The organism is Burkholderiales bacterium, assembly GCA_036262035.1.
Classification (GTDB): Bacteria; Pseudomonadota; Gammaproteobacteria; order Burkholderiales; family SG8-41; genus JAQGMV01.
On the sequence record DATAJS010000030.1, the window covers coordinates 136,103 to 157,265 of the forward strand.

Annotated in this window: 23 protein-coding genes; 9 read left to right on the plus strand and 14 right to left on the minus strand. The window is 67.0% G+C overall.

Annotation, left to right across the window (positions count from 1 at the left end; translation table 11 throughout):
* Positions 1-13 precede the first annotated feature (13 nt).
* Positions 14-664, minus strand: coding sequence for a hypothetical protein (locus tag VHP37_29795; protein ID HEX2830568.1), 651 nt, complete (start codon positions 662-664; stop codon positions 14-16).
* Positions 665-813: 149 nt separating this feature from the next.
* Between VHP37_29795 and VHP37_29800 the strand changes: the two genes are divergently transcribed.
* The gene (locus VHP37_29800; protein ID HEX2830569.1) at positions 814-1,776 is read left to right on the plus strand and encodes a tripartite tricarboxylate transporter substrate binding protein; all 963 of its coding nucleotides are present in this window, start codon (positions 814-816) and stop codon (positions 1,774-1,776) included.
* 196 nt (positions 1,777-1,972) lie between these two features.
* Here VHP37_29800 and VHP37_29805 read toward each other — a convergent pair whose 3' ends face one another.
* On the minus strand, positions 1,973-2,629 hold the full coding sequence (locus VHP37_29805) for an SOS response-associated peptidase (protein HEX2830570.1): 657 nt from the start codon (positions 2,627-2,629) through the stop codon (positions 1,973-1,975).
* 115 nt (positions 2,630-2,744) lie between these two features.
* Complete coding sequence (locus tag VHP37_29810) at positions 2,745-3,080, minus strand: hypothetical protein (protein HEX2830571.1); 336 nt, start codon at positions 3,078-3,080, stop codon at positions 2,745-2,747.
* Between the two features lie 181 nt (positions 3,081-3,261).
* Between VHP37_29810 and VHP37_29815 the strand changes: the two genes are divergently transcribed.
* From VHP37_29815 to VHP37_29825, 3 genes are all read left to right on the plus strand, one after another.
* Positions 3,262-3,753: a CinA family protein gene (locus VHP37_29815; protein ID HEX2830572.1), complete on the plus strand. Its 492-nt coding sequence runs from the start codon at positions 3,262-3,264 to the stop codon at positions 3,751-3,753.
* Positions 3,750-4,364 (plus strand): class I SAM-dependent methyltransferase, encoded by a 615-nt coding sequence (locus tag VHP37_29820; protein ID HEX2830573.1) that lies wholly within the window; start codon positions 3,750-3,752, stop codon positions 4,362-4,364. The genes VHP37_29815 and VHP37_29820 overlap by 4 nt, the downstream gene beginning before the upstream one ends.
* 314 nt (positions 4,365-4,678) lie before the next feature.
* Positions 4,679-5,146 (plus strand): hypothetical protein, encoded by a 468-nt coding sequence (locus tag VHP37_29825; protein HEX2830574.1) that lies wholly within the window; start codon positions 4,679-4,681, stop codon positions 5,144-5,146.
* A 108-nt stretch (positions 5,147-5,254) separates the two neighbouring features.
* On the opposite strand, the gene VHP37_29830 is transcribed toward VHP37_29825, so the two are convergent.
* Positions 5,255-5,806 carry a hypothetical protein gene (locus VHP37_29830; protein ID HEX2830575.1) on the minus strand — a complete coding sequence of 184 codons (552 nt, stop codon included), beginning with the start codon at positions 5,804-5,806 and terminating at the stop codon, positions 5,255-5,257.
* Complete coding sequence (locus VHP37_29835; GenBank protein HEX2830576.1) at positions 5,752-6,267, minus strand: hypothetical protein; 516 nt, start codon at positions 6,265-6,267, stop codon at positions 5,752-5,754. The genes VHP37_29830 and VHP37_29835 overlap by 55 nt, the downstream gene beginning before the upstream one ends.
* An 83-nt stretch (positions 6,268-6,350) precedes the next feature.
* On the opposite strand from VHP37_29835, the gene VHP37_29840 reads away from it, so the two are divergent.
* Both VHP37_29840 and VHP37_29845 read left to right on the plus strand, forming a co-directional pair.
* On the plus strand, positions 6,351-8,024 hold the full coding sequence (locus VHP37_29840) for a hypothetical protein (GenBank protein ID HEX2830577.1): 1,674 nt from the start codon (positions 6,351-6,353) through the stop codon (positions 8,022-8,024).
* A 59-nt stretch (positions 8,025-8,083) separates the two neighbouring features.
* Positions 8,084-8,899, plus strand: a complete 816-nt coding sequence (locus VHP37_29845) for a class II aldolase/adducin family protein (protein ID HEX2830578.1) — start codon at positions 8,084-8,086, stop codon at positions 8,897-8,899.
* Positions 8,900-9,050: 151 nt separating this feature from the next.
* Here VHP37_29845 and VHP37_29850 read toward each other — a convergent pair whose 3' ends face one another.
* Positions 9,051-9,971 (minus strand): peptidyl-alpha-hydroxyglycine alpha-amidating lyase family protein, encoded by a 921-nt coding sequence (locus VHP37_29850; protein HEX2830579.1) that lies wholly within the window; start codon positions 9,969-9,971, stop codon positions 9,051-9,053.
* Positions 9,972-10,035: 64 nt separating this feature from the next.
* Positions 10,036-10,824, minus strand: a complete 789-nt coding sequence (locus VHP37_29855) for an aldolase/citrate lyase family protein (GenBank protein ID HEX2830580.1) — start codon at positions 10,822-10,824, stop codon at positions 10,036-10,038.
* A gap of 123 nt (positions 10,825-10,947) precedes the next feature.
* Here VHP37_29855 and VHP37_29860 point away from each other — a divergent pair, with 123 nt between their 5' ends.
* Complete coding sequence (locus VHP37_29860) at positions 10,948-11,355, plus strand: YkgJ family cysteine cluster protein (GenBank protein HEX2830581.1); 408 nt, start codon at positions 10,948-10,950, stop codon at positions 11,353-11,355.
* A gap of 3 nt (positions 11,356-11,358) precedes the next feature.
* Here VHP37_29860 and VHP37_29865 read toward each other — a convergent pair whose 3' ends face one another.
* The gene (locus VHP37_29865; protein HEX2830582.1) at positions 11,359-12,003 is read right to left on the minus strand and encodes a hypothetical protein; all 645 of its coding nucleotides are present in this window, start codon (positions 12,001-12,003) and stop codon (positions 11,359-11,361) included.
* A gap of 149 nt (positions 12,004-12,152) precedes the next feature.
* Here VHP37_29865 and VHP37_29870 point away from each other — a divergent pair, with 149 nt between their 5' ends.
* Together VHP37_29870 and VHP37_29875 are read left to right on the plus strand one after the other, a co-directional pair.
* Positions 12,153-13,349, plus strand: a complete 1,197-nt coding sequence (locus VHP37_29870) for an acyl-CoA dehydrogenase family protein (GenBank protein HEX2830583.1) — start codon at positions 12,153-12,155, stop codon at positions 13,347-13,349.
* Between the two features lie 68 nt (positions 13,350-13,417).
* Positions 13,418-14,560, plus strand: coding sequence for a CoA transferase (locus tag VHP37_29875; GenBank protein ID HEX2830584.1), 1,143 nt, complete (start codon positions 13,418-13,420; stop codon positions 14,558-14,560).
* 20 nt (positions 14,561-14,580) lie between these two features.
* Here the strand turns inward: VHP37_29875 and VHP37_29880 are convergent, their stop codons facing one another.
* From VHP37_29880 to VHP37_29905, 6 genes are all read right to left on the minus strand, one after another.
* The gene (locus VHP37_29880; GenBank protein ID HEX2830585.1) at positions 14,581-15,465 is read right to left on the minus strand and encodes a hypothetical protein; all 885 of its coding nucleotides are present in this window, start codon (positions 15,463-15,465) and stop codon (positions 14,581-14,583) included.
* Between the two features lie 88 nt (positions 15,466-15,553).
* On the minus strand, positions 15,554-15,895 hold the full coding sequence (locus VHP37_29885; protein ID HEX2830586.1) for a hypothetical protein: 342 nt from the start codon (positions 15,893-15,895) through the stop codon (positions 15,554-15,556).
* The gene (nrfD, locus tag VHP37_29890) at positions 15,892-16,845 is read right to left on the minus strand and encodes an NrfD/PsrC family molybdoenzyme membrane anchor subunit (GenBank protein ID HEX2830587.1); all 954 of its coding nucleotides are present in this window, start codon (positions 16,843-16,845) and stop codon (positions 15,892-15,894) included. Before nrfD ends, VHP37_29885 begins: the two co-directional genes overlap by 4 nt.
* Positions 16,842-17,696 carry a 4Fe-4S dicluster domain-containing protein gene (locus VHP37_29895; GenBank protein HEX2830588.1) on the minus strand — a complete coding sequence of 285 codons (855 nt, stop codon included), beginning with the start codon at positions 17,694-17,696 and terminating at the stop codon, positions 16,842-16,844. Before VHP37_29895 ends, nrfD begins: the two co-directional genes overlap by 4 nt.
* On the minus strand, positions 17,693-20,887 hold the full coding sequence (fdh, locus tag VHP37_29900) for a formate dehydrogenase (GenBank protein HEX2830589.1): 3,195 nt from the start codon (positions 20,885-20,887) through the stop codon (positions 17,693-17,695). Before fdh ends, VHP37_29895 begins: the two co-directional genes overlap by 4 nt.
* Complete coding sequence (locus VHP37_29905) at positions 20,884-21,120, minus strand: hypothetical protein (GenBank protein HEX2830590.1); 237 nt, start codon at positions 21,118-21,120, stop codon at positions 20,884-20,886. Before VHP37_29905 ends, fdh begins: the two co-directional genes overlap by 4 nt.
* Positions 21,121-21,163: the final 43 nt, after the last annotated feature.

A 21,163-nucleotide genomic window follows, 5' to 3' on the forward strand; every position in this document is an offset into this window, starting at 1 on the left:
GCAGTCTCGTCCGTTACTTCGAGGCGAAGCAATAGATGAGACCGTCGCCGCCGGTCGATTTGAGGTTGTCCTGGCTGCAGCCTTTCGTCGGATGCGACGAGTTCCACGACTTCGAGGCATCGTCGTCGCGCAGCCCCATGCGGTCGATATGGCCGACCATCGCCGAGCCCGATCCGGCGCTCGTCCAGTTGTTGCACGTCGCGTCGCCCGGCAGCGCACGGCCGTCGGGTGAAGAGCCCGTCAATACGTCGTGCCTGTTGACCGGGTCGCCGCGTCCGGAGATCACCTCGCCTTTTTCGCTGACCGAGTTCTGCTTCGAGAGCTTGTTGTTCGCGCTGTGCAGGTCCGCGACGCTCGTCGCGACGACCACGCCTTTCGCGTTCCGCCACGGACCGCTGCCGATGCGGTCGCGCGCATTGACCGCGCCCGAGCCGCTGCCGCTGAGATAAGCGCGCCAAGTGCGCCCCGGGCCGGCAGCGTCGACGGAGGCTGCGCGCTGCTCGCACAACGCGTCGGCGCCGGAGAGGCCGCCGAGATTGGCGCCCTGGCCGGAGCCGGTGCTCGTCACGAAGAAGGTCATCGGATTCTTGGGCTCGAACAGCGCGCAGCTTCCGACGGTGACTGCGGCGACAGCCAATGCAATCTTCATCTTCTTGCTTTGCATCGTCGTTCCCTCCTTGTGTGGGCGGACCGTCAGGTTACTGCAAGCATCGCGGGCTTCCTAGCCGAGCGCACGAGGCGTCCGCACACCTGAAGACAGCACGTTATTCCGTGTAATCTGCGACACACACAACGACGAAGGAGGAGATGTAAATGGCATCACGGTACGGCATGGCCGCGCTGGCCGCATGCGCGCTTTCGTCGGGCGCAGTCGCCCAGCAGTATCCGACGCACCCGTTGCGCATCATCGTGCCTTTCGCGGCCGCGGGCGGATCGGACGTGATCGCACGGCTCGTCGGTCAGAAGCTCGCAGACAGCCTGGGGCAGCCGGTGATCGTCGACAATCGCCCGGGCGCGGGGGCGAACATCGGCATCGGCATCGCGGCGAAATCTCCCCCCGACGGCTACACGCTGCTCGTCGCGAGCTCGGCGTTCACGGTGAACCCCACGCTCTATTCGAAGATCCCGTACGACCCGTACAAGGATTTCTATCCGCTCACGTGCCTCGGCAGCTCGCCCAACATGCTCGCGGTCACGCCGTCGCTGCTGGTGAAGAGCGTGAAGGAATTGATCGAGCTCGTGCGCTCGCAGCCGGGCAAGCACAACTATTCTTCGCCCGGTGCGGGAACGACGCCGCACCTCTCCGGCGAGATGTTCCGCATGGCGTTCAAGCTCGACCTGAAGCACGTGCCGTACGGCGGCGCGGGCCCGCAGGTGCAGTCGCTGCTCGGCGGGCAGGTGCCGATCGGCTTCGCGTCGGTGCCGAGCTTCGCGCAGCAGGTGAAAGCGGGGCAGTTGAGAGGCCTTGCGGTCACGGCCGAGAAGCGCATGTCGGCGCTGCCGGACGTCCCCGCGATGGGCGAGCTCGGCTACCCGGCGATGACCGGCGATACGTTCCAGGGACTCTTCGCGCGCGCCGGAACGCCGCGCGCGATCACCGCGAAGCTGCACGAGCACGTCATGAAAGCGCTCGCGGCGCCCGACGTGCGCGAGCGCATGATCGCCCTCGGCTTCGACATCGTCGGCAACACGCCGGAGCAGTTCGCGGCGCAGGTGAAGACCGACATCGGCCGATGGGGCAAGGTGATACGGGAGGCGGGCATCAAAGCCGATTGAAAGCAACAAGGCTCTTTAACCGCCAAGGACGCAAAGGACGCCAAGGAAGACAAGAACGCCAAGGAAGACAAGAACGACAAGAACAAACGCGTGCGGAACTGTGATCGTCATTCCCGCGAAAGCGGGAATCCATTTTTTTGACCGCTTTTACCTTTGCGTCCTTTGCGTCCTTGGCGGTCGATAACGCTTTATCGCGTTAGCGGGCCGGTGCTATCAGATCCGGCGCGTCGTTCTTGGGGCTGTTCACTCTGGATGAGACCGGGAAGTAGGTGAGCATCTCGTCGGGGCAGGGAACCAGCAGCTCCTGAGGGTCGGGCGCTTCGAGCCACGTGCGATAGTCCTCGTGTCTGAGGATCACCGGCATGCGGTCGTGCAGCGGGCGCATGAGATCGTTCGGCGCGCACGTGAGCACGGTGAAGGTCGTCAGGCGCTCGCCGTCGGGCTTCTTCCAGTCGTCCCACAGGCCCGCGAACGCGAGCAGCGTTCCGTCCGCGCTCGTGATGTAGTAGGGCTGCTTACCCGCGGGATGCTTGTGCCATTCGTAGAATCCGCACGCCGGCACGAGGCAGCGGCGCCGCGTTCGATACGCGCCCTTGAACGCGGGAGTCGTCGCGATCGTCTCGGCGCGCGCGTTGATGCACTTGTAGCCGATCTTCTCGTCCTTCGCCCAGAAGGGCACGAGTCCCCAGCGCGCGGTGACGTGCTCGATCTCGCCGTGCGTAAGACGCGTGATCGGCAGCACCTGGCCGGGCGCCACGTTCCAGCTTCCGGGGAAATTCGCGATGGTCTCGAAGTATTCGGCCTCCGCCCGCGACCGGGAGCGGGGACCGTAGAGCGCGTAACGGCCACACATGCGCCGATTGTACAAAAAAGACCCGGCGCAATGCCGGGTCAAGTGGGAGCCTTACACGAGGAGAGAAGCGATTGGTAAGGCTCCGCCCGCGTTGATTGCGCGCCGGGCGCGGAATTTATTTCGACATGCCGCCGCCGGAACTGCTGCTCGACGTGCCGCCCGCGCCGCTCGTGCTGCTGCTCGATCCCGCGCCGGGCGTGGTCGTATCGGGAGAGCCGGGCGTGCCAGGGGTGCCCGGCGCCCCGCCCATGCCGCTGGTGCTGCCGCTCGTGGTGCCGCCGGTCGTGCCGGTGCCGGGCGTCGTGGTCGAGCTCGACGAGCTCGAGCTCGGCGGCGTCGTCGTGGTCGTGCTCGGAGGCGGCGTCACCGTCGTGGTTTCTTCTTTCTTGCCACACGCTGCCGCCGACAGCGCCATCGCCACGGCCGTCGCTATCAAAAGTCGCTTGGTCATACGCGTTCCTCTCTGTTCGGTTGAAGGTGTCTTTGTTGGAAAAACTGACACGCCGCGTTCGACGCAACGCGCGTGCCGCGTACGCTACGCCCGGAGCAGGCGCGGAGGCGCCGCGACTGCAAGCGGCAGACCGCGGACGCGCGCTTACAATGCTGCGATTCGCACACGACGGGGGACCGCCATGGAAAAACTGCTGCCGATCGCAGAGAAGATCGCCGCCCTGCTGAAACAGCGCAACGAAACGATCGCCGTCGCCGAATCGTCGGCCGGCGGATTGATATCCGCGGCGCTGCTCGCGCTGCCCGGCGCCTCCGCCTATTTCATCGGCGGCGGCGTGACCTACACGCGCAAGTCGCTCGTCGCGATGCTGCAGGCGAACGAAGACGAGCTGCGCTCGGTCACGCCGGGCACCGAAGCGTCCGCGCTCATGCGCGCACGCCTCGCGCGCGAGCGCCTCGGCACGACGTGGGGACTGAGCGAAGCCGGCGCCGCCGGCCCGACGGGCAGCCGCTACGGCTATCCGGCGGGACACACCGCGATCGCGGTCGCCGGGCCCGCCGACGCCGCGAAGATCCTCGAGACCGACTCGGCCGATCGCTTCCACAACATGTATGCGTTCTCGGCCGCGGCGCTGGAGCTTCTCGCAGACACGCTCGCGAGCGCGCGCCGATGACGCGCGCGAAGAAACCCGCGTCGGCAAAACCCGAACGTTTCGATCGCAGCTATTACGAGAAGTGGTACAGCGATGACGACGAAGACCGCGTCGACATCGCCGAGCAGGCGGCGCGATTCGTGCTGTCGTATGTCGATCACATGGATTCGAGCATCGGCACCGTGCTCGATCTCGGGTGCGGCGTCGGTCTGTGGAAAGCCGCGCTCGCGAAGCAGTCGAAGCGCGTCCGCTATACCGGCGTCGAATACAGCAGCTATCTTTGCGAGCGCTACGGCTGGGAGCGCGGCAGCGCGGTGGATTACTCGCCGGGGCGCACCTTCGATCTCGTGGTGTGCCAGGGCGTGCTCCAGTACCTCGACGACGCGCAGTGCGAGCGTGCGATCGCGAACCTCGCGAAGCTCTCGCGCCGCTTCCTGTATCTCGAAGTGCTCACGAGCGGCGACGCGCGTCGCGTGTGCGATCCCGAAGGCACCGATTTCGAAGTGCACGTGCGCGACGCGCGCTGGTATGCCGCGCGCCTGAAAGCCCACTTCGTGAACCTCGGCGGCGGGCTCTACGCCAAACCCTCGATGCGCGAGCATTACTTCGAGCTGTGGTGCACCACTGCCTGACCGGCCGCGCGCCGCGCGGCGTTGTGTGCGCTCCCCCAAAGCCGTATCATCGACGGATAACTACGAAAAAGCGGCAGGGGACAGAAGGAGCGCGATATGGAGTTGTTGCTCGACCTCGTCATGGTCGTTTGCATCGAGTATGTGTTGATCTCCCAGACTTTCAGTCCGCTCGGCTGACGCCGCGCACAAATTCCTCGTCGAAATTCCAGTATGTGAGCGCGGGCACGCGGCTCGCTCGGAGCCGGTCGCGATGCACGGCGCCGCCCCGGCGCCGTCCGCTTCTGCGAAAGATTCGAAAAATGAACCAACTCTGAGTGCGCGCGCTCTTCGCGCTGATCGTGTTGGGCTTCGTTTCGCCGTGCACTTATGCCGATCCGCCGGAGTGGGCCGGAAAGGGCAAAGGCAAGGGCGGTGACGAATGGCACGAGAAAGGCAAAGGCAAAGGCCACGGTAAGGGCCACGGCCCGGACCGCTACTTCTCCGACCGGCAGCGCGTCGTCGTACACGAGTATTACGGCGAGTCGTTCCGCTCGGGACATTGCCCGCCGGGTCTCGCCAAGAAGAACAACGGCTGCATGCCGCCCGGACAGGCGAAGAAGTGGCGCGTCGGCCGGCCGCTGCCGCCCGACGTGGTGTATTACCCGGTGCCCCAGGACCTCGTCGTCCGCCTCGGCCCGCCGCCGTCGGGTCACGAGTACGTGCGTGTGGCAGGCGACATCCTGCTCATCACCGTGGGCACCACGATGGTGGTCGACGCGTTGCGGGACTTGGGCAGGCGCTAGCGACAAGTCATCGCGAGGAGCCGCAAGGCGACGACGCGATCTCGTGGCGCACGGTTATCGAGCGTCTCGGGATTGCTTCGTCGCTACGCTCCTCGCAATGACCGTCGGTCATTGCAGGTTCCCCCAACGCTCGACGGCGGGCTCGACACCCGCCCACTGCCACGCATCGCCGTTCCTGCACGCGCTCGTGCTGAACCACTCCACGCGCGGCGTTTCGCCGCCGCGCTCGACGGAGAACAGGATCTCCTTACAGGCCGCGAGCGGCGTGTCGATGAGGCGCACCACGCGCACTTCGCCGCGGTCGACGCCCGATCCGATCGCGTGGGCGTGCTCGTAGCGCGCGCTTTGACCCGGCGCGACATCGGCCGCGGCGGCGGCGACCGCGTTCTGGATCCCATGCTGATTGCGGCGCGAGACGTACTTCAGGCCTGCATCGGTCGCCGCCTTCACGCCGATGCCGACGCTGATGCCGACGATCGGGTTGGCCGTGGCGGCGCTGGTGCCGAGCGCGGCGACGGCGCCGGCAAAGCCTCCGATCGCGCTGCAGCCCGCGAGCGCAAGGCTGCACGCGGCAAGCGCCGCCGCGCGCAGCGGCGTCGACGCCGTCACTGCAAACCGTCCCAGCGCGCCGTCGCCGGCTCCGCCGACGCCCACTTCCATTGCTCGCCGTCGCGGCAGACGATCGCGACGTAGAACGCGGCTTTGGGCACGTCCTTCTCGACGGTGTCGACCGAGAACACCGTCTCCTTGCACTGCAGGTCGGTCACGCTGATCACGCGGCTCACGGTGACGCGGCCTTGCTGCTTGCGCTCCAGCGCGCCCGCGGGATCGATCGACCAGTGGCCGACCACGCCGACCTCGAGCGGGCCCGCCGCGCGGGCGATCTCGTTCTGCACCGAGTCGTGCACGCGCCGTTGCGCGTACTGCAGCCCGGCGCGCGTCGCCGCCTGCACGCCCAGGCCGATGCCGGTCGCCGCCGCGCCGTTGCTCGTGATGGCGCTCGCCACCGCGGCGCCGCCGACGCCGGCGATCTCGGAAGACGCGGTGTTCGCGACCGACGCGCAGCCGCTTGCGACGCTTGCCGCCACCGCCAGCGCCGCGGCGATTTTCGCCTTGCTCATGTCGTTTCTCTCAGAGACGTGTTGCGCGCGACTCTCGCGAGTTCGGCGATAATGGCCACGATCGAAAGCGGTGAGGCTGTCACTTGGAAGAATTCTGTCTGGGGCTCGAGGCGCTCGGCCGGTGCGTAGCAGGGGGCGTGCCGTTGCTCTCGCTCGGAGAAGCCCTGGTTGCCGGCGCGCTGCTGCTCGCGTTCTATCGATACGGCGGGCGATTGACCGAGATGCGCTGGCGCACCCGCGGGCTCACTCAGCGCGCGATGATCGCCGCCGTCGCCGCGAGCCTCGTCTTCGTGCTGGTCGCCGCGGTGCTGCGCACGTTCGGCCCGCCGTGGGTGCGAATGCCGGTCGTGGGCTACCCCATCGTATGGGAGATCGCGGCGGCGCTCGTGCTCGCGGCGTGCGCGCTGCTCATGGCGGCGCTCGCGCTGCGCAAGAGCCGGCTCACGCAGCGCAATGCCGCGGAATACCTGGCCGGCAACGAGAGCATCATCGCTTCCGGCGAAGCCGAAGCCTTGCGCCGGCTCGGCGCCGAGATCGAAGCGACGGTCGCACAGGTCGGCGCGCATTGCCGCGACTACCGTGACCGGTCGGTGCGCGAAGGACCGATCGAGCCCGATGCGTATACGCGTGCGTGTTTCGCGCTGCTCGACGCCTGGTCGGAGCCGCGGTTCTGCAACGCCGTCGTGTGCGGGTGTCCGGCGACCGCGGCCGAGATCGTCAAGGCGCTCACCGAGCACGCGGCGCACGGCGACGGCGCGGCGCTCGGCTCGGAGCTCGTCAACCAGGCGTTCACCGACGAGCGCTCGCTGCTGTATGCCGAGGCGCGCATCTCCGGACTGAGGCGCCAGCGCGTCTTCCTCAAGTCGATCTTCGGCGAGTGGGACCTCGTCGACAGCGCGGCGCGCCCGCTCGCGAGCTGGCGCGTGTTCGCCGATGCGAACCTGAACGAGCGCAAGGTGCAGCGCTGGAGCGAGGCGGTGGAGACCGCGTTCGGCACGTTCGTCGAGAACGGCAAGCACGGCGAAGCGGTGTTCCGTTTCCGGCAGGGGCTGGAGACGCTGAACCAGGTCTGCGCCGCCATACTCGCCGATCGCGAGCGCCGTGCCGCGCCGTGGCTGTCGGTGCACGACCAGCTCTTCGAGATCGCGTGCGCCTTCCGCACCATCGTCAAGCGCATCCGCACGAGCAACCTGCCGGTGCCGGTGGAGACCAACGTCGCGAGCTACGATCCGCTGACCGACGAGACGCTGCACGGCGCGATCGCCGAAGAGCTCTTCCATTTCTTCGGCGCGCTCACCGAAAGCCGCGACCACGAGTTCCTCGACTGGATCACGATGGGGCCGTGGAAGGAGCTGTTCGAGGAAGGCGAGCTCACGAGCAACCTGCGCGCACTCCAGGTGCGCGTGGCGTATCACCTCACGGTGAAGATCGACGACAACCTCGCGCCCGAGCGGCGCTTCCTGCCGCCGATCACGCGCCTTCTGCTCGTGCGCTATCCGCTCGCGGCGATCGAAGAGAACCCGAAGGCGGTGGTGGCGAAAGACCTCGAGACTTACCTCGTCACGACGCTGAAAGAGCATTTCCCGACGTTGTGGGAATCCCACCGCGACTACGCCGAGCGCCTGCTGCCGGACAACGTCGACTACGACGAAGACGAAGGCGTGCTGCGCATCCGCCATCCGCGCCGCGACACGCAGGAGCTTCGGATAGCGCGTCCGCATGTTGAGCAGAAGGCGCCGCGCAAGGAACGGGCGTAGGGTAAACTCGCGCGCTTCTGCCGTTCCCCACCCGTCCACGATATAGAAGGAGCCCGCGCATGAGCGCAGAAACCAGCACGTCCAACGTCAGCCGACTCGCCACCGCCGCGCAGTCGCTCCGCAACAAAGTGAGCGCCGCGGAATGGGAAGCGCGCTGCGACCTCGCCGCGGCCTATCGGCTCGCCGCGACGATGGGCTGGTCGGACATGCTCGGCACCCACATCTCGTGCCGGGTGCCCGGCACCGAGGACCAGTTCCTGATCAACCCCTACGGCGAGCTCTTCGAAGAGATCACCGCGTCGTCGCTCATCAAGTGCGATACGGAAGGCAACAAGCTGTCCGAGTCGCCGTACGAGATCAACCAGGCGGGCTTCACCATCCACAGCGCGATCCACATGGGCCGCCCGGACGCGCACGCGGTCATGCACCTGCACACCGGTTACGGCGTCGCGGTGTCGGCGCAGGAAGAAGGCCTGCTGCCGATCACGCAGAAAGCGCTGACCATGCCGTTCTCGCAGCTTCGCTATCACGACTACGAAGGCGTGGCGCACGACCTCGCCGAGCGCGAGCGCCTGCTGAAAGACATGGGCGACGGCACGATGCTCATCCTGCGCAACCACGGCACGCTCACCGTGGGATCGTCGTGCGGCGAGATGTGGGCGCGCATGTATCGCCTCGAGACCGCGTGCAAGTTCCAGATCCTCGCGATGTCGGGCTTTGCTACGCTGCGGCGACTGCCGCAGGAAGTGATCGACCACACGACGCGGCAGGGGATCGAGCTCTCCGCCGCGGGTGGGCGGCATGCGGGCGGGAAGCTGTTGTGGGACGCACTGCTGCGCAAGCTCAATCGGGAACAACCGGATTACGCGAATTGATCGTCATTCCGGACCCGCGGCGGCCGACGCGACAGTCTGTCGCGTCGTCCCGGACCGTCCGCGCGAGCAGACGCGATCCGGGAGCCATTTTGAAGTAACTGTCCAAAATGGATCTCCGCTTCCGCGGGGATGACGAAACAGAGCGTTCGCGTTACCGCACCCTCACGTGCTTGACGACACGCCGGCGCCGTCCCCACGGCCCGGCGCGCACGACGTAGAGATCGCCGCGTGAGTCGCCCGCAATGCCGTGGCACGACTTGAACGACGGATCGCCCCATTGCGCGAGGCGCTCGCCTTCGAGCGTGAGCACGCTCACCTGCCCGCTGTTGTGCTCGACGATGTAGACGATGTCGTCGTCGTCCACATAGAACACCGCCGGCCCGACGAGCTTCGTCGGCCATACGTGCAGAAGACGCCCGTCCTGGTCGAACACCTGCACGCGATCGTTCTCGCGATCGGCGATCAGGAGACGACCCTTGCGGTCGATCCAGACCGCGTGCGGCAGATTGAACTGTCCGGGCTCCGTCCCCGGCTCGCCCCACGAGAAGAGATGGGTGCCGTCGGCCGCAAACTTGTGCACGCGGGCGTTGCCGTAGCCGTCGGTGACGAACATCTCGCCGGAGGGCGCCACGTCGATGTCGGTGGGCAGGTTGAACGGCGGTCCGCCGCGGGTGACGGCCTTGTAAGCGTCCGACCTGAAATCGTCCGGCGCGACCCCCGTATCCGAGCGAGCGCCCTTGGCCCCGATCGTGCGCAGCAACTCCCCCGACGTCGTGAACAGCATCATCTGCGCGTGGTCGCGATCGACCAGCCACAGCTTGCCGTCCTTGGTCGCGCGGATCGTGTGCGGAAACGCGAAAAGTCCCTGACCCCACGACGAGAGGTAGTTGCCCTCGCGATCGAAGACGATGATCGGGTGCTCCTTGCCGCGATTGAAGCAGTAGACCCGGTCCTGCGCGTCCACGGTCACCGACGCGGCCATCATCTCGCAGCCCTCGGGCGGGCGCGCCCAGTCTTCGTGCACCTCGTACGTGTGACGGCCGCTGCCGACTACAGTGTTCAGCGCTGACATGGGACTCCCCCGACGCAAGTCAAAATGGATCCCCGCCCCCGCGGGGACGACGTAAAAAGATTTTTTACGTCAGCGTGATGCCTTTCAGGAACTCCGCGCGCTGCTTCGCGCCCGCCATCAGGAAGCTGATGTCGCCGCCCGAGAGTATGAGGCGCATCCCGTAGCCGATGTACTTCTCCATCAGCTTCGGATCGTAGACCCCGCCCATGCCGGGATGGATGCCGTTCTTTTTGCACGCCGCGACGACCTTGCGATACGCGTCTTCGACGCGTGCGTCGTCGAACTTGCCCGGTATGCCCATCTCCGCGCAGAGATCGTTGGTCCCGATCAGCACCGAATCGATTCCGGGGACGGCGGCGATCTGCTCGACGCGCTCGATCGCTTCCGGCGACTCGACCATCACGATCACGAGAGTCTCCTCGTTGGCGGCCTTGGTCGCTTCGCCGACGGGCACGGCCTGGTAGGCGAACTGCGGCAGCGTGCCCATCGCCGAGCGGTGTCCTTTCGGCGGGTACTTGCAGTAGGCGACCGCGCGCTCGGCTTCCTCGACGGTGTCGACGTGCGGCACGACGATACCCTGTGCCCCCGAATCGAGCAGCCGCGTCGCGTGGAAGTGCTCCTTGCCCGGCACGCGCACGATCGGCGTGATGCCGACCGCGAGCGAGGCCATCGCGATCTGCGCGGCGTTGTCGACGTCCATCGAGTTGTGCTCCATGTCGATGAACAGCCAGTCGTAGCCGCAGGTCTTGCCGATGGTCGCGATGTCGACCGAGCGCGCGAGGCGCAGGCCCATGCCGATGGCGATGCCGCCTTCGGCCAGGGTGCGTTTGGTGTGGTTGGGGTAGATGGGCATGTTTCGTTCGTGAAGGGTGCAGGGGGTGAAAGGGTGAAACGTGAAACGTGAAGGGTGAAAGGTGAAACGTGCGTGATGGGTCGTATACTACATCCTTCGTCGTCCCACGCCGGTCAGCTCCGCATGAAGAAGCCGTTCCCCGTCGCCATACGCGTCGTCCCGGTGAAAAAGCCGAAATACTCGTGCCTGAAGTGTCCCGGTTACTGCTGCAGCTATCCCGAGATCGAGATCACGCGGCGCGACATCGCGCGCCTCGCGAAGCACTTCGGCATCAGCTACGAGCAGGCCGAGGCCCGCTACACCAAGGCCATCCCGGAGCGCGGCGTGCGCATGCTGCGCCATCGCAAAGACCATATCTTCGCGTCGATGTGCATGCTGTTCGACCAGGAGAAGCGGCGCTGCACGGTGTACGAAGCGCGCCCCGGCGTGTGCCGCGCGTATCCCGAGGACACCGATCGCTGCGGCTACTACGACTTCCTGAGCTTCGAGCGCGAGCAGCAGGGCGATCCCGACTTCATCGCGCTGACCTGAGCGCTACATCAGGACGACGACGATGACGAAGCCGAGGAACGCCGCGGCGAGCGCGAGCGTGGAGAGCCGCGCCGGCGTCCCGGCATACCGTTCGGCGGCGCGATTGAGGCCCGCGAGCCGTTCGCTGTCGCGTGCCTGATTGACGGCGCTCAGCTCGGACCTTTGCATCGGCAGGCCGATGTGGCCGCTTGCATGCTGGGCGTGGGCGAGGACCAGCGGATGCAGGTCGGAGCGCATAGCCGGCGACGTCGTGCCCGCAAGCTCGTGCGGCGCGCGAGGCACGGCAGGATTGGAAGATCCGTTCAACGCTTCGAGCTCGTCGGCCAGCGCTTGCGCGGCTGCGGCCTGCGTGTGCTCCGGATGCGGCTTGTGCGGGTCGAGGTGGCTGTAGTCGGGCGCGTTGGCCAGTGCATTCGCGAGCTTGCGCGCGGCGTCGGCGGTGACCACGGGCAGCATCAGGTTCACGACGACGCTGCTGGCCGCGCGCGCATCGGGGGCCGCTTCGCTCCCGAGCCCGCCATCGGTGCGCCCGAGCAGCGTATCGAGGGCGAGCAGGGGCGCGACCTTCTGCACGACGATGTCGGCGTCCGAGCGTCCGGCCTGCGTATCGGTCCCCGTGGCGGCACGCGTGTCCACCGCGGGGGCCAAGCTCCTGATCCTGGCTGCGTCCATAATGAAGTGTTTGCGGCACACCATGCCGTCACTACGCAATAACGGCCGGTTTGCAAAAGGCTTGAGGCTGGGGTCAGGCCCCGGCTTTATCGGGGTCTGACCCCGGTTTTATCGGAGGAGTTTGAATGGATACGCCCCACGTCGGCGCCGAGCCGCGCGTCACGATCGAGACCGGCGAGGATTACGCCGACATCCGCGAGGCGGTGCGCCGCGTCTGCGCCGATTTTCCGCAGGAGTACTGGCGCGAAAAGGACGAAGCCGAAGCGTACCCGACCGAGTTCATCGACGCGCTGACCAGGGCGGGCTTCCTCGGCGCGCTCATTCCGGAGGAATACGGCGGCACCGGCCTGCCGCTGCGGGCGGCCGCGGTGATCCTGGAGGAAGTCTGCGCGGCCGGCTGTCACGCCGCCGCGGGCCACGCCCAGATGTACACCATGGGCACCGTGCTCAGGCACGGCAGTGAAGAGCAGAAGCGCAAGTACCTGCCTCAGATCGCCGCCGGCAAGCTGCGCCTCCAGGCTTTCGGCGTGACCGAGCCGACCACGGGCTCGGACACCACTCAGCTCAAGACGCGCGCCATCAGGACCGCGAACGGCTACACGCTCAAAGGCCAGAAGATCTTCACGTCGCGCGCACAGCACTCCGACCTCATGCTCGTGCTCGCGCGCACCACGCCCGCCGACGAAGTGAAGAATCGCTCCCACGGCATCTCGACCTTCCTCGTCGACATCCGCGCCTCGCTCGGCAAAGGCCTCGAGATCCGGCCGCTCAAGGTGATGGTCAACCATCACACGACCGAAGTCTTCTTCGACGATCTCGAGATTCCCGCCGATGCGCTCATCGGCGAGGAAGGCAGGGGCTTCCGCTACATCCTCGACGGCATGAACGCCGAGCGCGTGCTCACTGCGGCCGAAGCCATAGGCAACACGAAGTGGTTCACGCGCACCGCGACCGCGTACGCGAAGGAGCGCGAAGTGTTCGGCCGCCCGATCGGGCAGAACCAGTCGATCCAGTTCCCGATCGCGCAGGCGCACATCCAGATGGAAGCGGCGGACCTCATGGTGAGGCGCGCCGCGGCGATGTTCCAGGCCGGCGTGCCGTGCGGCGCCGAAGCGAACATGGCGCGCTACCTCGCCGCCGAAGCGCTGTGGAACGCCGCCGAGGCGTGCATGCAGACCCACGGCGGCATGGGCTATGCGCGCGAGTTCAACGTCGAGCGCAAGTGGCGCGAGGCCCGGCTGTCGCGCATCGCTCCCGTTTCCACGAACCTCATCCTGGCGTTCGTGGGGCAGCATGTGTTGGGGATGCCGAGGTCGTATTGAGAAGTGATGAGATAGAGGTGAATATCTCATCACCTTCACCTCATCACCTTTTCCGATAGGAAACACCAGTGCCCAGCAGCAAACCCCTGACCGGCTACCACGTCGTCGAAGTCGGCAACTCGGTCGCCGGCCCGTACGCGGGGTTGATCCTCGCCGAGCTCGGCGCGGAGGTGATGAAGATCGAGTCGCCGAACGGCGGCGATTTCGCGCGCGGCTGGGGGCCGCCGTTCTGGGACGGATCGGCGCCGCACTTCACCGCGCTCAATCGCAACAAGCGCGCGATCACGTGCGATCTCGGCGACGGCAAGCAGCGCGATGCGCTCGAGCGCCTCATCGTCACACGCGCGGACGCGGTGATCTTCAACCTTCGCCCCGGCCTCGCCGGCGAGCGCGGGCTCGGAGCGGACAAGCTGCTCGCGCAGAAGCCGTCGCTCGTTTACTGCGACATCGGCGCGTTCGGACGCGGCGGACCGCTCTCGCACAAAGCGGGCTACGACCCGCTGATGCAGGCCTACGCCGGCATCATGAGCATCATGGGCGAAGACGAGACGCGTCCGCCGGTGCGCGTCCCGGTGTCGATGATCGACATGGGCACCGGGCTGTGGAGCGCGATCGGCATCCTGTCGGCGCTGCTGGAGCGCGAGAAGACGGGCAAAGGCGGCCTCGTCGAGACGTCGTTGCTCGAGACTGCGGTCGGCTGGGCGACGATACAGCTCGCGAGCGTCACCATCGCGCCGCGGATCATGAAGCCGCAGGGCTCCGGCGCCTCGGGGATCGTGCCCTATCAGGCGTTCAGGGCGAAAGACGCATGGATCGTCATCGGCGGCGGCAACGACGGGCTGTACGCGAAGATGGTCGATGCGCTCGGCCGTCCCGACCTGGCGAGCGACGAGCGTTTCAAGACCAACGCGGGACGCGTCCAGAACAAGGCCGTGCTGATCCCGATGCTCCAGGAAGAAGTCGGCAAGCACACGGTTGCCGAAGTGCGCGCGCTGATGGACGGCGCCGGCGTGCCCAACGCGCCGGTGCAGCGGCTCGACGAGGTGCTGAAAGACGAGCAGGTCACCGCGCTCGGCATCCTTCAGCGAGGCCCCGAAGGCGCGCTGCCGACGCTGGGGCTTCCGGTGCGCTTCGACGGCGAGCGGCCGGCCTACGAGAGAGCCGCGCCGAAGCTGGGCGCCGACGGCTCGGTGCTCGACCCGAAGCCGTGAAGGGACGGCGACGCTTTCGCCTAGGCGATCGTGTCGTGGAAGTGATAGATCCGGTACACCTCGTCCAGGCCCTTCTTGATGTGGACCTTGACGCCTTTCGCCTTGGCGCGCTGATTGAACGTCAGCAGCGAGTCGTCCGATTTGATCGTTGCCACCGTATTGGCGCCGAACTCGAGCGGCACGCCTTCGCCGGCTTTCCATTGCCCGGGCGGCCAGCCGGCGGTATTTTCGTTCTGAATGGCGTTGACGACGACGTCCTTGAACGCCTGAACGTCGATCTCGTCCATGAGCACGACCGTATTGGTCCCGGTGCAGGCGCCGCCGGAGCCGCCGAACGGGTTGGCCTTGCCTTTTGAGGTTCGGTGCAGGTCGTAGTCGTTCGAGACATACCCCGTACACGCCTGCAGCACCCCGTTGGCGACGATGCCGCCGGCGCCCGCGGCCCAATCCGCGCATGCACAGGCGCCGGATCCGTCGTCCACGCCGCAAGCGCCGCCGCCGGCCCACGGCTTCTTGTGAAGGTGGCCGCAGTTCCCGCAGATCTTGGCGTGCTGGGTGATCTTCTGGTGACACACCGAGCACTGGCCCTGTGAAACCCGCGCCAGCACCAGCTTCTTCAATTTGAGAAAGCGCAGCGTTGCCGCATCGAGGGTGGTGGGCAGGGTTTCGACGTTGTTGCCCGTGAGATTTCCGTACAGGTTCACGCGCCCGACGAGGTGGGTCGCCTTGGCGTTCATGTCCGACGGCGGGTCCGGGTCGCAGAACAGGTGTTTCTTGACGAACTCCTTCTCGAATCCGACCGAGTAGGTCGTGCCGGACTGGGACGAGATGACCCAGACCTGCGCTCCCGATTCGAGCTGGGACCCGTTGTTGTTGCGCTGAATCAGCGCGCTCGCGTGCGGCATGGAGAGCTCCGGTTCGTCGTGAATCGATCGTGCCCGGTCGAGTATGCGCTCGTGCCGAGTAAAACGCCGTCGGGATCGGCCCGACAAACTACCGCTGCGATTCTGGCTGGGCCGATTCTTCGAGGCCGCTCAGCAGTTGCGAGAGTGCATCCCGCGCCTGCCTGAGCTTTTCCCACTGCCGGCCCTGCATCGGATATTGAATCGAGACCACCAGGCTCAACAGCGCGTTGGCGTGATCGAGCTCGCGCTTCGCGCCGGCGTCGCCGCCTCGCAACGCCTCGATCAGCGCATCGCGCAGTTCGACCACCGCTCGGGTGAGCGCCAGCGCTTCGGCCTGCGCCGATTGCGGCTGCTCGCGCAGCACCGTATCGAGCGCGGCGATCGCATTGCCGCGGCACTCCGACAATTCGGCCCTGGCGGGCGCACTCATCGCGCGCTCCCGTTCGTCAGCGTGAGATAGTCCCGCGGCTTCTTCGCCGAAGCCTTGCCGGCATAGAGGTCGACGTAGCGCGCGAGCGCGGCCCCCGCGAGGGTGCTCAACGCGGCGACGAGCGACAGCGATCGCGCGTGCCGCGGCGCGAGCGCTTTCAGCGCGTGGCACGCCAGCGGCACGGCGACCGCGAGCGCCTTCGACGCGCGGTGCAGCGCGCGCAACGGCGCTTCGTCCAGCGGCGACGCGGCATGCGCCGCGCGCGCTTTCGCTTCCGCGCACTCGGAGATCGCGGCGTAGGCGACCGTCGCGGTGACGCCGAGCCGCTCGAGCGCCGCGGCGTTGGAGCGACGGCCGTGCAGCGTCTCGATCATCGCGAGCGCCGCCGATGCGCAGGCGAAGCCCGAGGCGGCGTAGCGCGCCGAGAGCAGCGGCGATTGCGCGGCCCACAGCGGCGTGCTCGTCGACGCGAACATCGCGCCGGTGTAGACGAGCATGCCAGCGCCGGCCGCGGCAGCCGGCGCATCGAACAGCGGCTGCAAGCGCGCATCGGTGTCGGAGGCGCTCGCTGCCGCGGCCACCGTGCTCGTCGCCGCGAAGGCCGTGAGCGTGTAGCTGCCGATCGACATCGGCGAAGTGCGCCGCACGATGCGCAGCATGTTGTAGAAGCGGCGCGGCGTCTTGAGATCCAGGATCAGCAGCGCCGGACCGGTCAGCGCGGCCGCCGTCGCGATATCGCGGCCGTAGTTCGCGACGCTCTTCATGCGCGCGCCGCCGAACAGGCCCGCGAGCGTTGCAACGATCTGCGATGCGCCGCCCAGCGCGCTCAGGAACAGGTATGCGGCGACGTGCCAGCCGAAAGGCGGCGGCTTGACGGCGGGCATGCCGTAGTAGGTGTCGCCGGCGTATTGCTGCGGCCGCTGCGCGAGCGGCATGTCGCGAGGCTTCACGAGCCGCCTCCGGCAAAGATCGCGGCGGCAGCGAGCGCGAGGCCCAGCACGGTCGCGAAGCCGCGCTTGAACGAAGGCGCCGAACGGTTCGACGCGCGCGTCGGCGCGCGCGGCAGGTTGTAGGTCTCGGGCGGTGCGGTCAGCAGGAAGAACGCGTTGAGCCGCTCGAGCCCGCCCGTCGCGCCGGGGCTGTCCGGCGCACCGTAGAGATACGCATCGGTCACCCCTTGGTCGTGAAGCGCTTCGACGCGCTCGCGGGCGCGCTCGTCGAGCGCGTCGATCGGTCCGAACTGGATCGAGTCGGTCGGACACGACTTGGCGCACGCGGGCTCGAAGCCGCCTTTCATGCGGTCGTAGCACAGCGTGCACTTGTGAGCCTTGCCGTCGTCGAGCGAGAGGTCGACCACGCCGAACGGACACGCCGGCACGCAGTAGCCGCAGCCGTTGCAGATGTCGTTCTGCACGACCACGGTGTCGAACTCGGTGCGGAAGATCGCTCCGGTGGGACACGCTTCGAGGCACGGCGCGTTCGCGCAGTGCTTGCAGACGTCGCTCATCATGAGCCACTGGCTCTGGAACGGCTGCATGCCGCCGGTCTCGCCGCGCTTCACGCGCTCGACGAACTTCACGTGGCGCCAGGTGTTCGACGAGAGCTCGCGCGTGTTGTCGTAGCTCATGCCGGAGAGACCCATGCCGTCGGCCGGCAGGTTGTTCCACGTCTTGCACGCCACTTCGCACGCTTTGCAGCCGATGCACAGCGTGGTGTCGGTGAAGAAGCCGTAGCGTTTCCCCGGCGTGATCGCCACGCCCGCGGTGAGCTCGGCTTCGTGGCCGCTGCGCAGCTCGGTCATGCGGTGCTCCGTTCGCGACGCGCGATGCGGCCTTTGCGCAGGCCGCACGTGAGCGCCTTGCCTTCGTGGATGCTGGTGTTCGGATCGCCGACGACGCTGGAGAGCTCGTTCGCGATCGCGCCGGTCGCGTAGCCCTTGTAGCCGAAGTGCCACGGCATGCCGATCTGGTAGATGCGGCGGCCGGCGATCTCGAACGGACGCAGGCGCTCGGTGACGAGCGCCTTGGTCTCGATCTCTCCGCGCGCAGTGGAGAGCACGACCCAGTCGAGGTTGGCGATGCCGAGCGCCTGGGCGAGCTCCGGCGGGATCTCCGCGAAGCTCTCGGGCATGAGCTCCGCGGTCGCGGGCACCGAGCGCGTCGGCGTGCCGCCGCTGTGATGCTCGGTGAGCCGATAGGTCGTCAATACGTGCGGATAGCGCGGATCGCCGACCGCGTGATACGGATTGGCGTCGCGCGCCCACTTCTTCGCGGTCGGATTGTCCTGCTGCGAGTACAGCGGGTTCTTCACCGGAGATTCGACGGGCTCGTAATGCGTGGGCAGCGGCGCGTCCTTCAGGCCCGAAGGCACGAAGAGCGAGCTCTTGCCGTCGGCGATCATGATGAACGGATCGCGGCCCGACAGCGCGTCCATGCCTTCGGGCCTGGAAGCCCAATCGGGCGTGTAATCGGGCGGCTTGTCCTTCACGAAGTCGGGCACGTCGTCGCCGGCCCACTCGCCCTTGGACGCGTCCCACCACACCAGCTTCTTCTTCTCCGACCACGGCTTGCCGTCGGGATCGGCGGAGGCGCGGTTGTACATGTTGCGGCGGTTCGCCGGCCACGCGAAACCCCAGCCGAGATGAGTCCCCGGACCGTCGGGGCCGTCGGGTTTGCGCGCGCGCGCCTTGTTCTCGCCTTCCTTGGGATAGACGCCGGTGTAGATCCACACGCCGCACGCGGTGCTGCCGTCGTCCTTGAGGTCCTGGTAGCTCGCGATCTGCTTGCGCTCGGGCCAGGTGTAGCCGTTGATCTCTTTCAGGACCGCTTCGGCCGAGGGCTCTTTACGTTCGCCTTTCACGGGGTAGTCCCACGTGAGCGCTTGTATCGGCTCGTCGAGCGGATCGGCGCTCGCCTGATACAAGTCTTTCAGCCGGCGGCCCAGGTGATAGACGAACCACAGATCGGAGCGGCTGTCGCCCGGCCCGTCGACGATGTGGTCGTGCCATTGCAGCAGCCGATGCGTATTGGTGAAGGTGCCTTCCTTCTCGCCCGCCGCGAGCGACGCCGGCAGCAGGAACACCTCGGTGCCGATGTCGGAGGTTCCAAGCTCGCCGCTCTTGACCGCATCGCTCGCGTACCAGAACGACGCGGTCTCGGTCTCGTGCGTGTCGCGCACGACGAGCCACTCGAGGTTCGCCAGCCCTTTCTGCACGACGTTCCTGCTGTTGCTGCCGCCGATCACCGGGTTCTGACCGAGCAGAACGAGGCCGCGGATCGTGCCGTCGAGGATCGCCAGCGTCATCGGAAGCTGCGAATGATCGCCGACGATCTTCGGCACCCAGTCGTAGCCGTAGCCGTTCGCAGCCGTGCCGTGATCGCCGTACCACGCGCGCAAGAGGCTCACCGCGTACTTCGGAAAGTTGTGCCACCAGCCGGTCGGCACCTTCTCATGCTCGAGGTACTTCGCGAGCGTGGCGTGGTCCTTGCCCGCGTGCGGCTGCGGCAGGTAGCCGGGCAGCAGGTTGTAGAGGGTGGGCACGTCGGTGCTGCCCTGGATGCTGCAATGGCCGCGCAGCGCGAGGATGCCGCCGCCGGGCCGTCCAACGTTGCCGAGCAGCGCCTGGATGATCGCCGCCGCGCGGATCATCTGCACACCCGTCGTGTGATGCGTCCAGCCGACCGCGTAGCAGATCGCGGCGGTGCGCTCGCGGCCGGAGGCGTGGGCGAGCGCGTTTGCCACTTTCAGGAAGACGTCGCGCGGACAGCCGGTCACGCGCTCGACCATCTCGGGGGTGTACGCCGCGTAATGCCGCTTGAGGATCTGATAGACGCACTTCGGATGCTGCAGCGTCCGGTCTTCCGGCGGCTTGTCGTGTGCGTGGCGCTTGTTGTGGTCGCTGAAGCTCTCGACGGTGTTGACGTTGTGCTCCGCGAGGGAGGAGGGCACCGGATGCCCTTCGTACTGCCAGCTCGAGTAGTCGTACTTCCTGTGCTTGCCGTCCCAGCCCGAGAAGAGCCCGTCGCCCTCGCTCGCATCGGTGAAGCGGCTGTCGATTATCGTCGCGAGATTGGTGTATTCCAGCGCGTACTCCCGGAACCACAGGTCGTTTTCGAGCAGATGGCGGATGACGCCGCCGAGGAACGCGATGTCGGTGCCCGCGCGTACCGGCGCGTAGATATCGGCCATGGCCGACGTGCGCGTGAAGCGCGGATCGGCGTGGATCAGCGTCGCGCCGCGCGCTTTCGCCTGCATCGCGAAGCGGAACGCGATCGGATGGTTCTCGGCCATGTTCGAGCCCATGACGAGGATGCAGTCCGAGCTCGCGAGATCCCATTGCGGCAGCGTCGCCGCCCCGCGTCCGAAGGAGGCGCCCAGACTGGGCACCGAGGAGGAGTGTCAGACCCTGGCCTGGTTTTCGATCCAGACCGCGCCGAGCCCTCCGCCGAAGAGCTTCTTGATGAGGTAGTTCTCTTCGTTGTCGAGCGTCGCGCCGCCGAGCGCGGCGAGCCCCAGCGTGTGATTCACGACACCGCCATCGGGCAGCTCGTGCACGAACGTCTCGTCCCGAGTGCGCTTCACGAGCTGCGCGATGCGGTCCATCGCCCAGTCGAGCGGCTTGTCTTCCCAGCGATCCGAATACGGCGCGCGGTAGCGCACCGTGGCGAGCCGCGATTCGCTGGTGAGCCAGCCGAAGGTCGCCGCGCCTTTGGGGCACAGCGTGCCGGCGTTGATCGGGCTCTTCGGGTCGCCTTCGATATGGATGACCCGGCCGTTCTTCGCGTACACGAGCTGCGCGCAGCCGACGGCGCAGTACGGGCAGATCGCGGTGCCGACCTCGTCGGCGTCTTCGAGGCGTGGCCGCAGCCTGGAAGACGCGGTGCTCTTCGCGGCTTCGCGGGTCGGGTCTTCGCCGCGAAGCTGCCGCGGCAGAGACCAGTCTTCGAAAAAGCGATGCGCGCGGCGAGCAACAAAGGTCTTGCGGTGTTTCATCGGGTGCTTCCCCTGTCGAATGTCATCAGGTCGTGCGCGACGTGCGAGAGCGCCTCGCCGTCGTCGGTGTACTCCACGCGGACACGCTGTCCGCTGCGCGCGAGCGCGGGCAGCTCGGACGGATCGAACGACGCGTCGGCGGCGAGAGTGAAGGGATGGGCGATGCCGCGCTCGTCGACGAGCTGGAAACGGCGCTCCTGCACGAGGGTGATCGCGCCTTCGAGTCGGGTCATGGGCAAGCTCTTCGCGGGTTGAAGCCTTCCTCTGCTCGCAGTG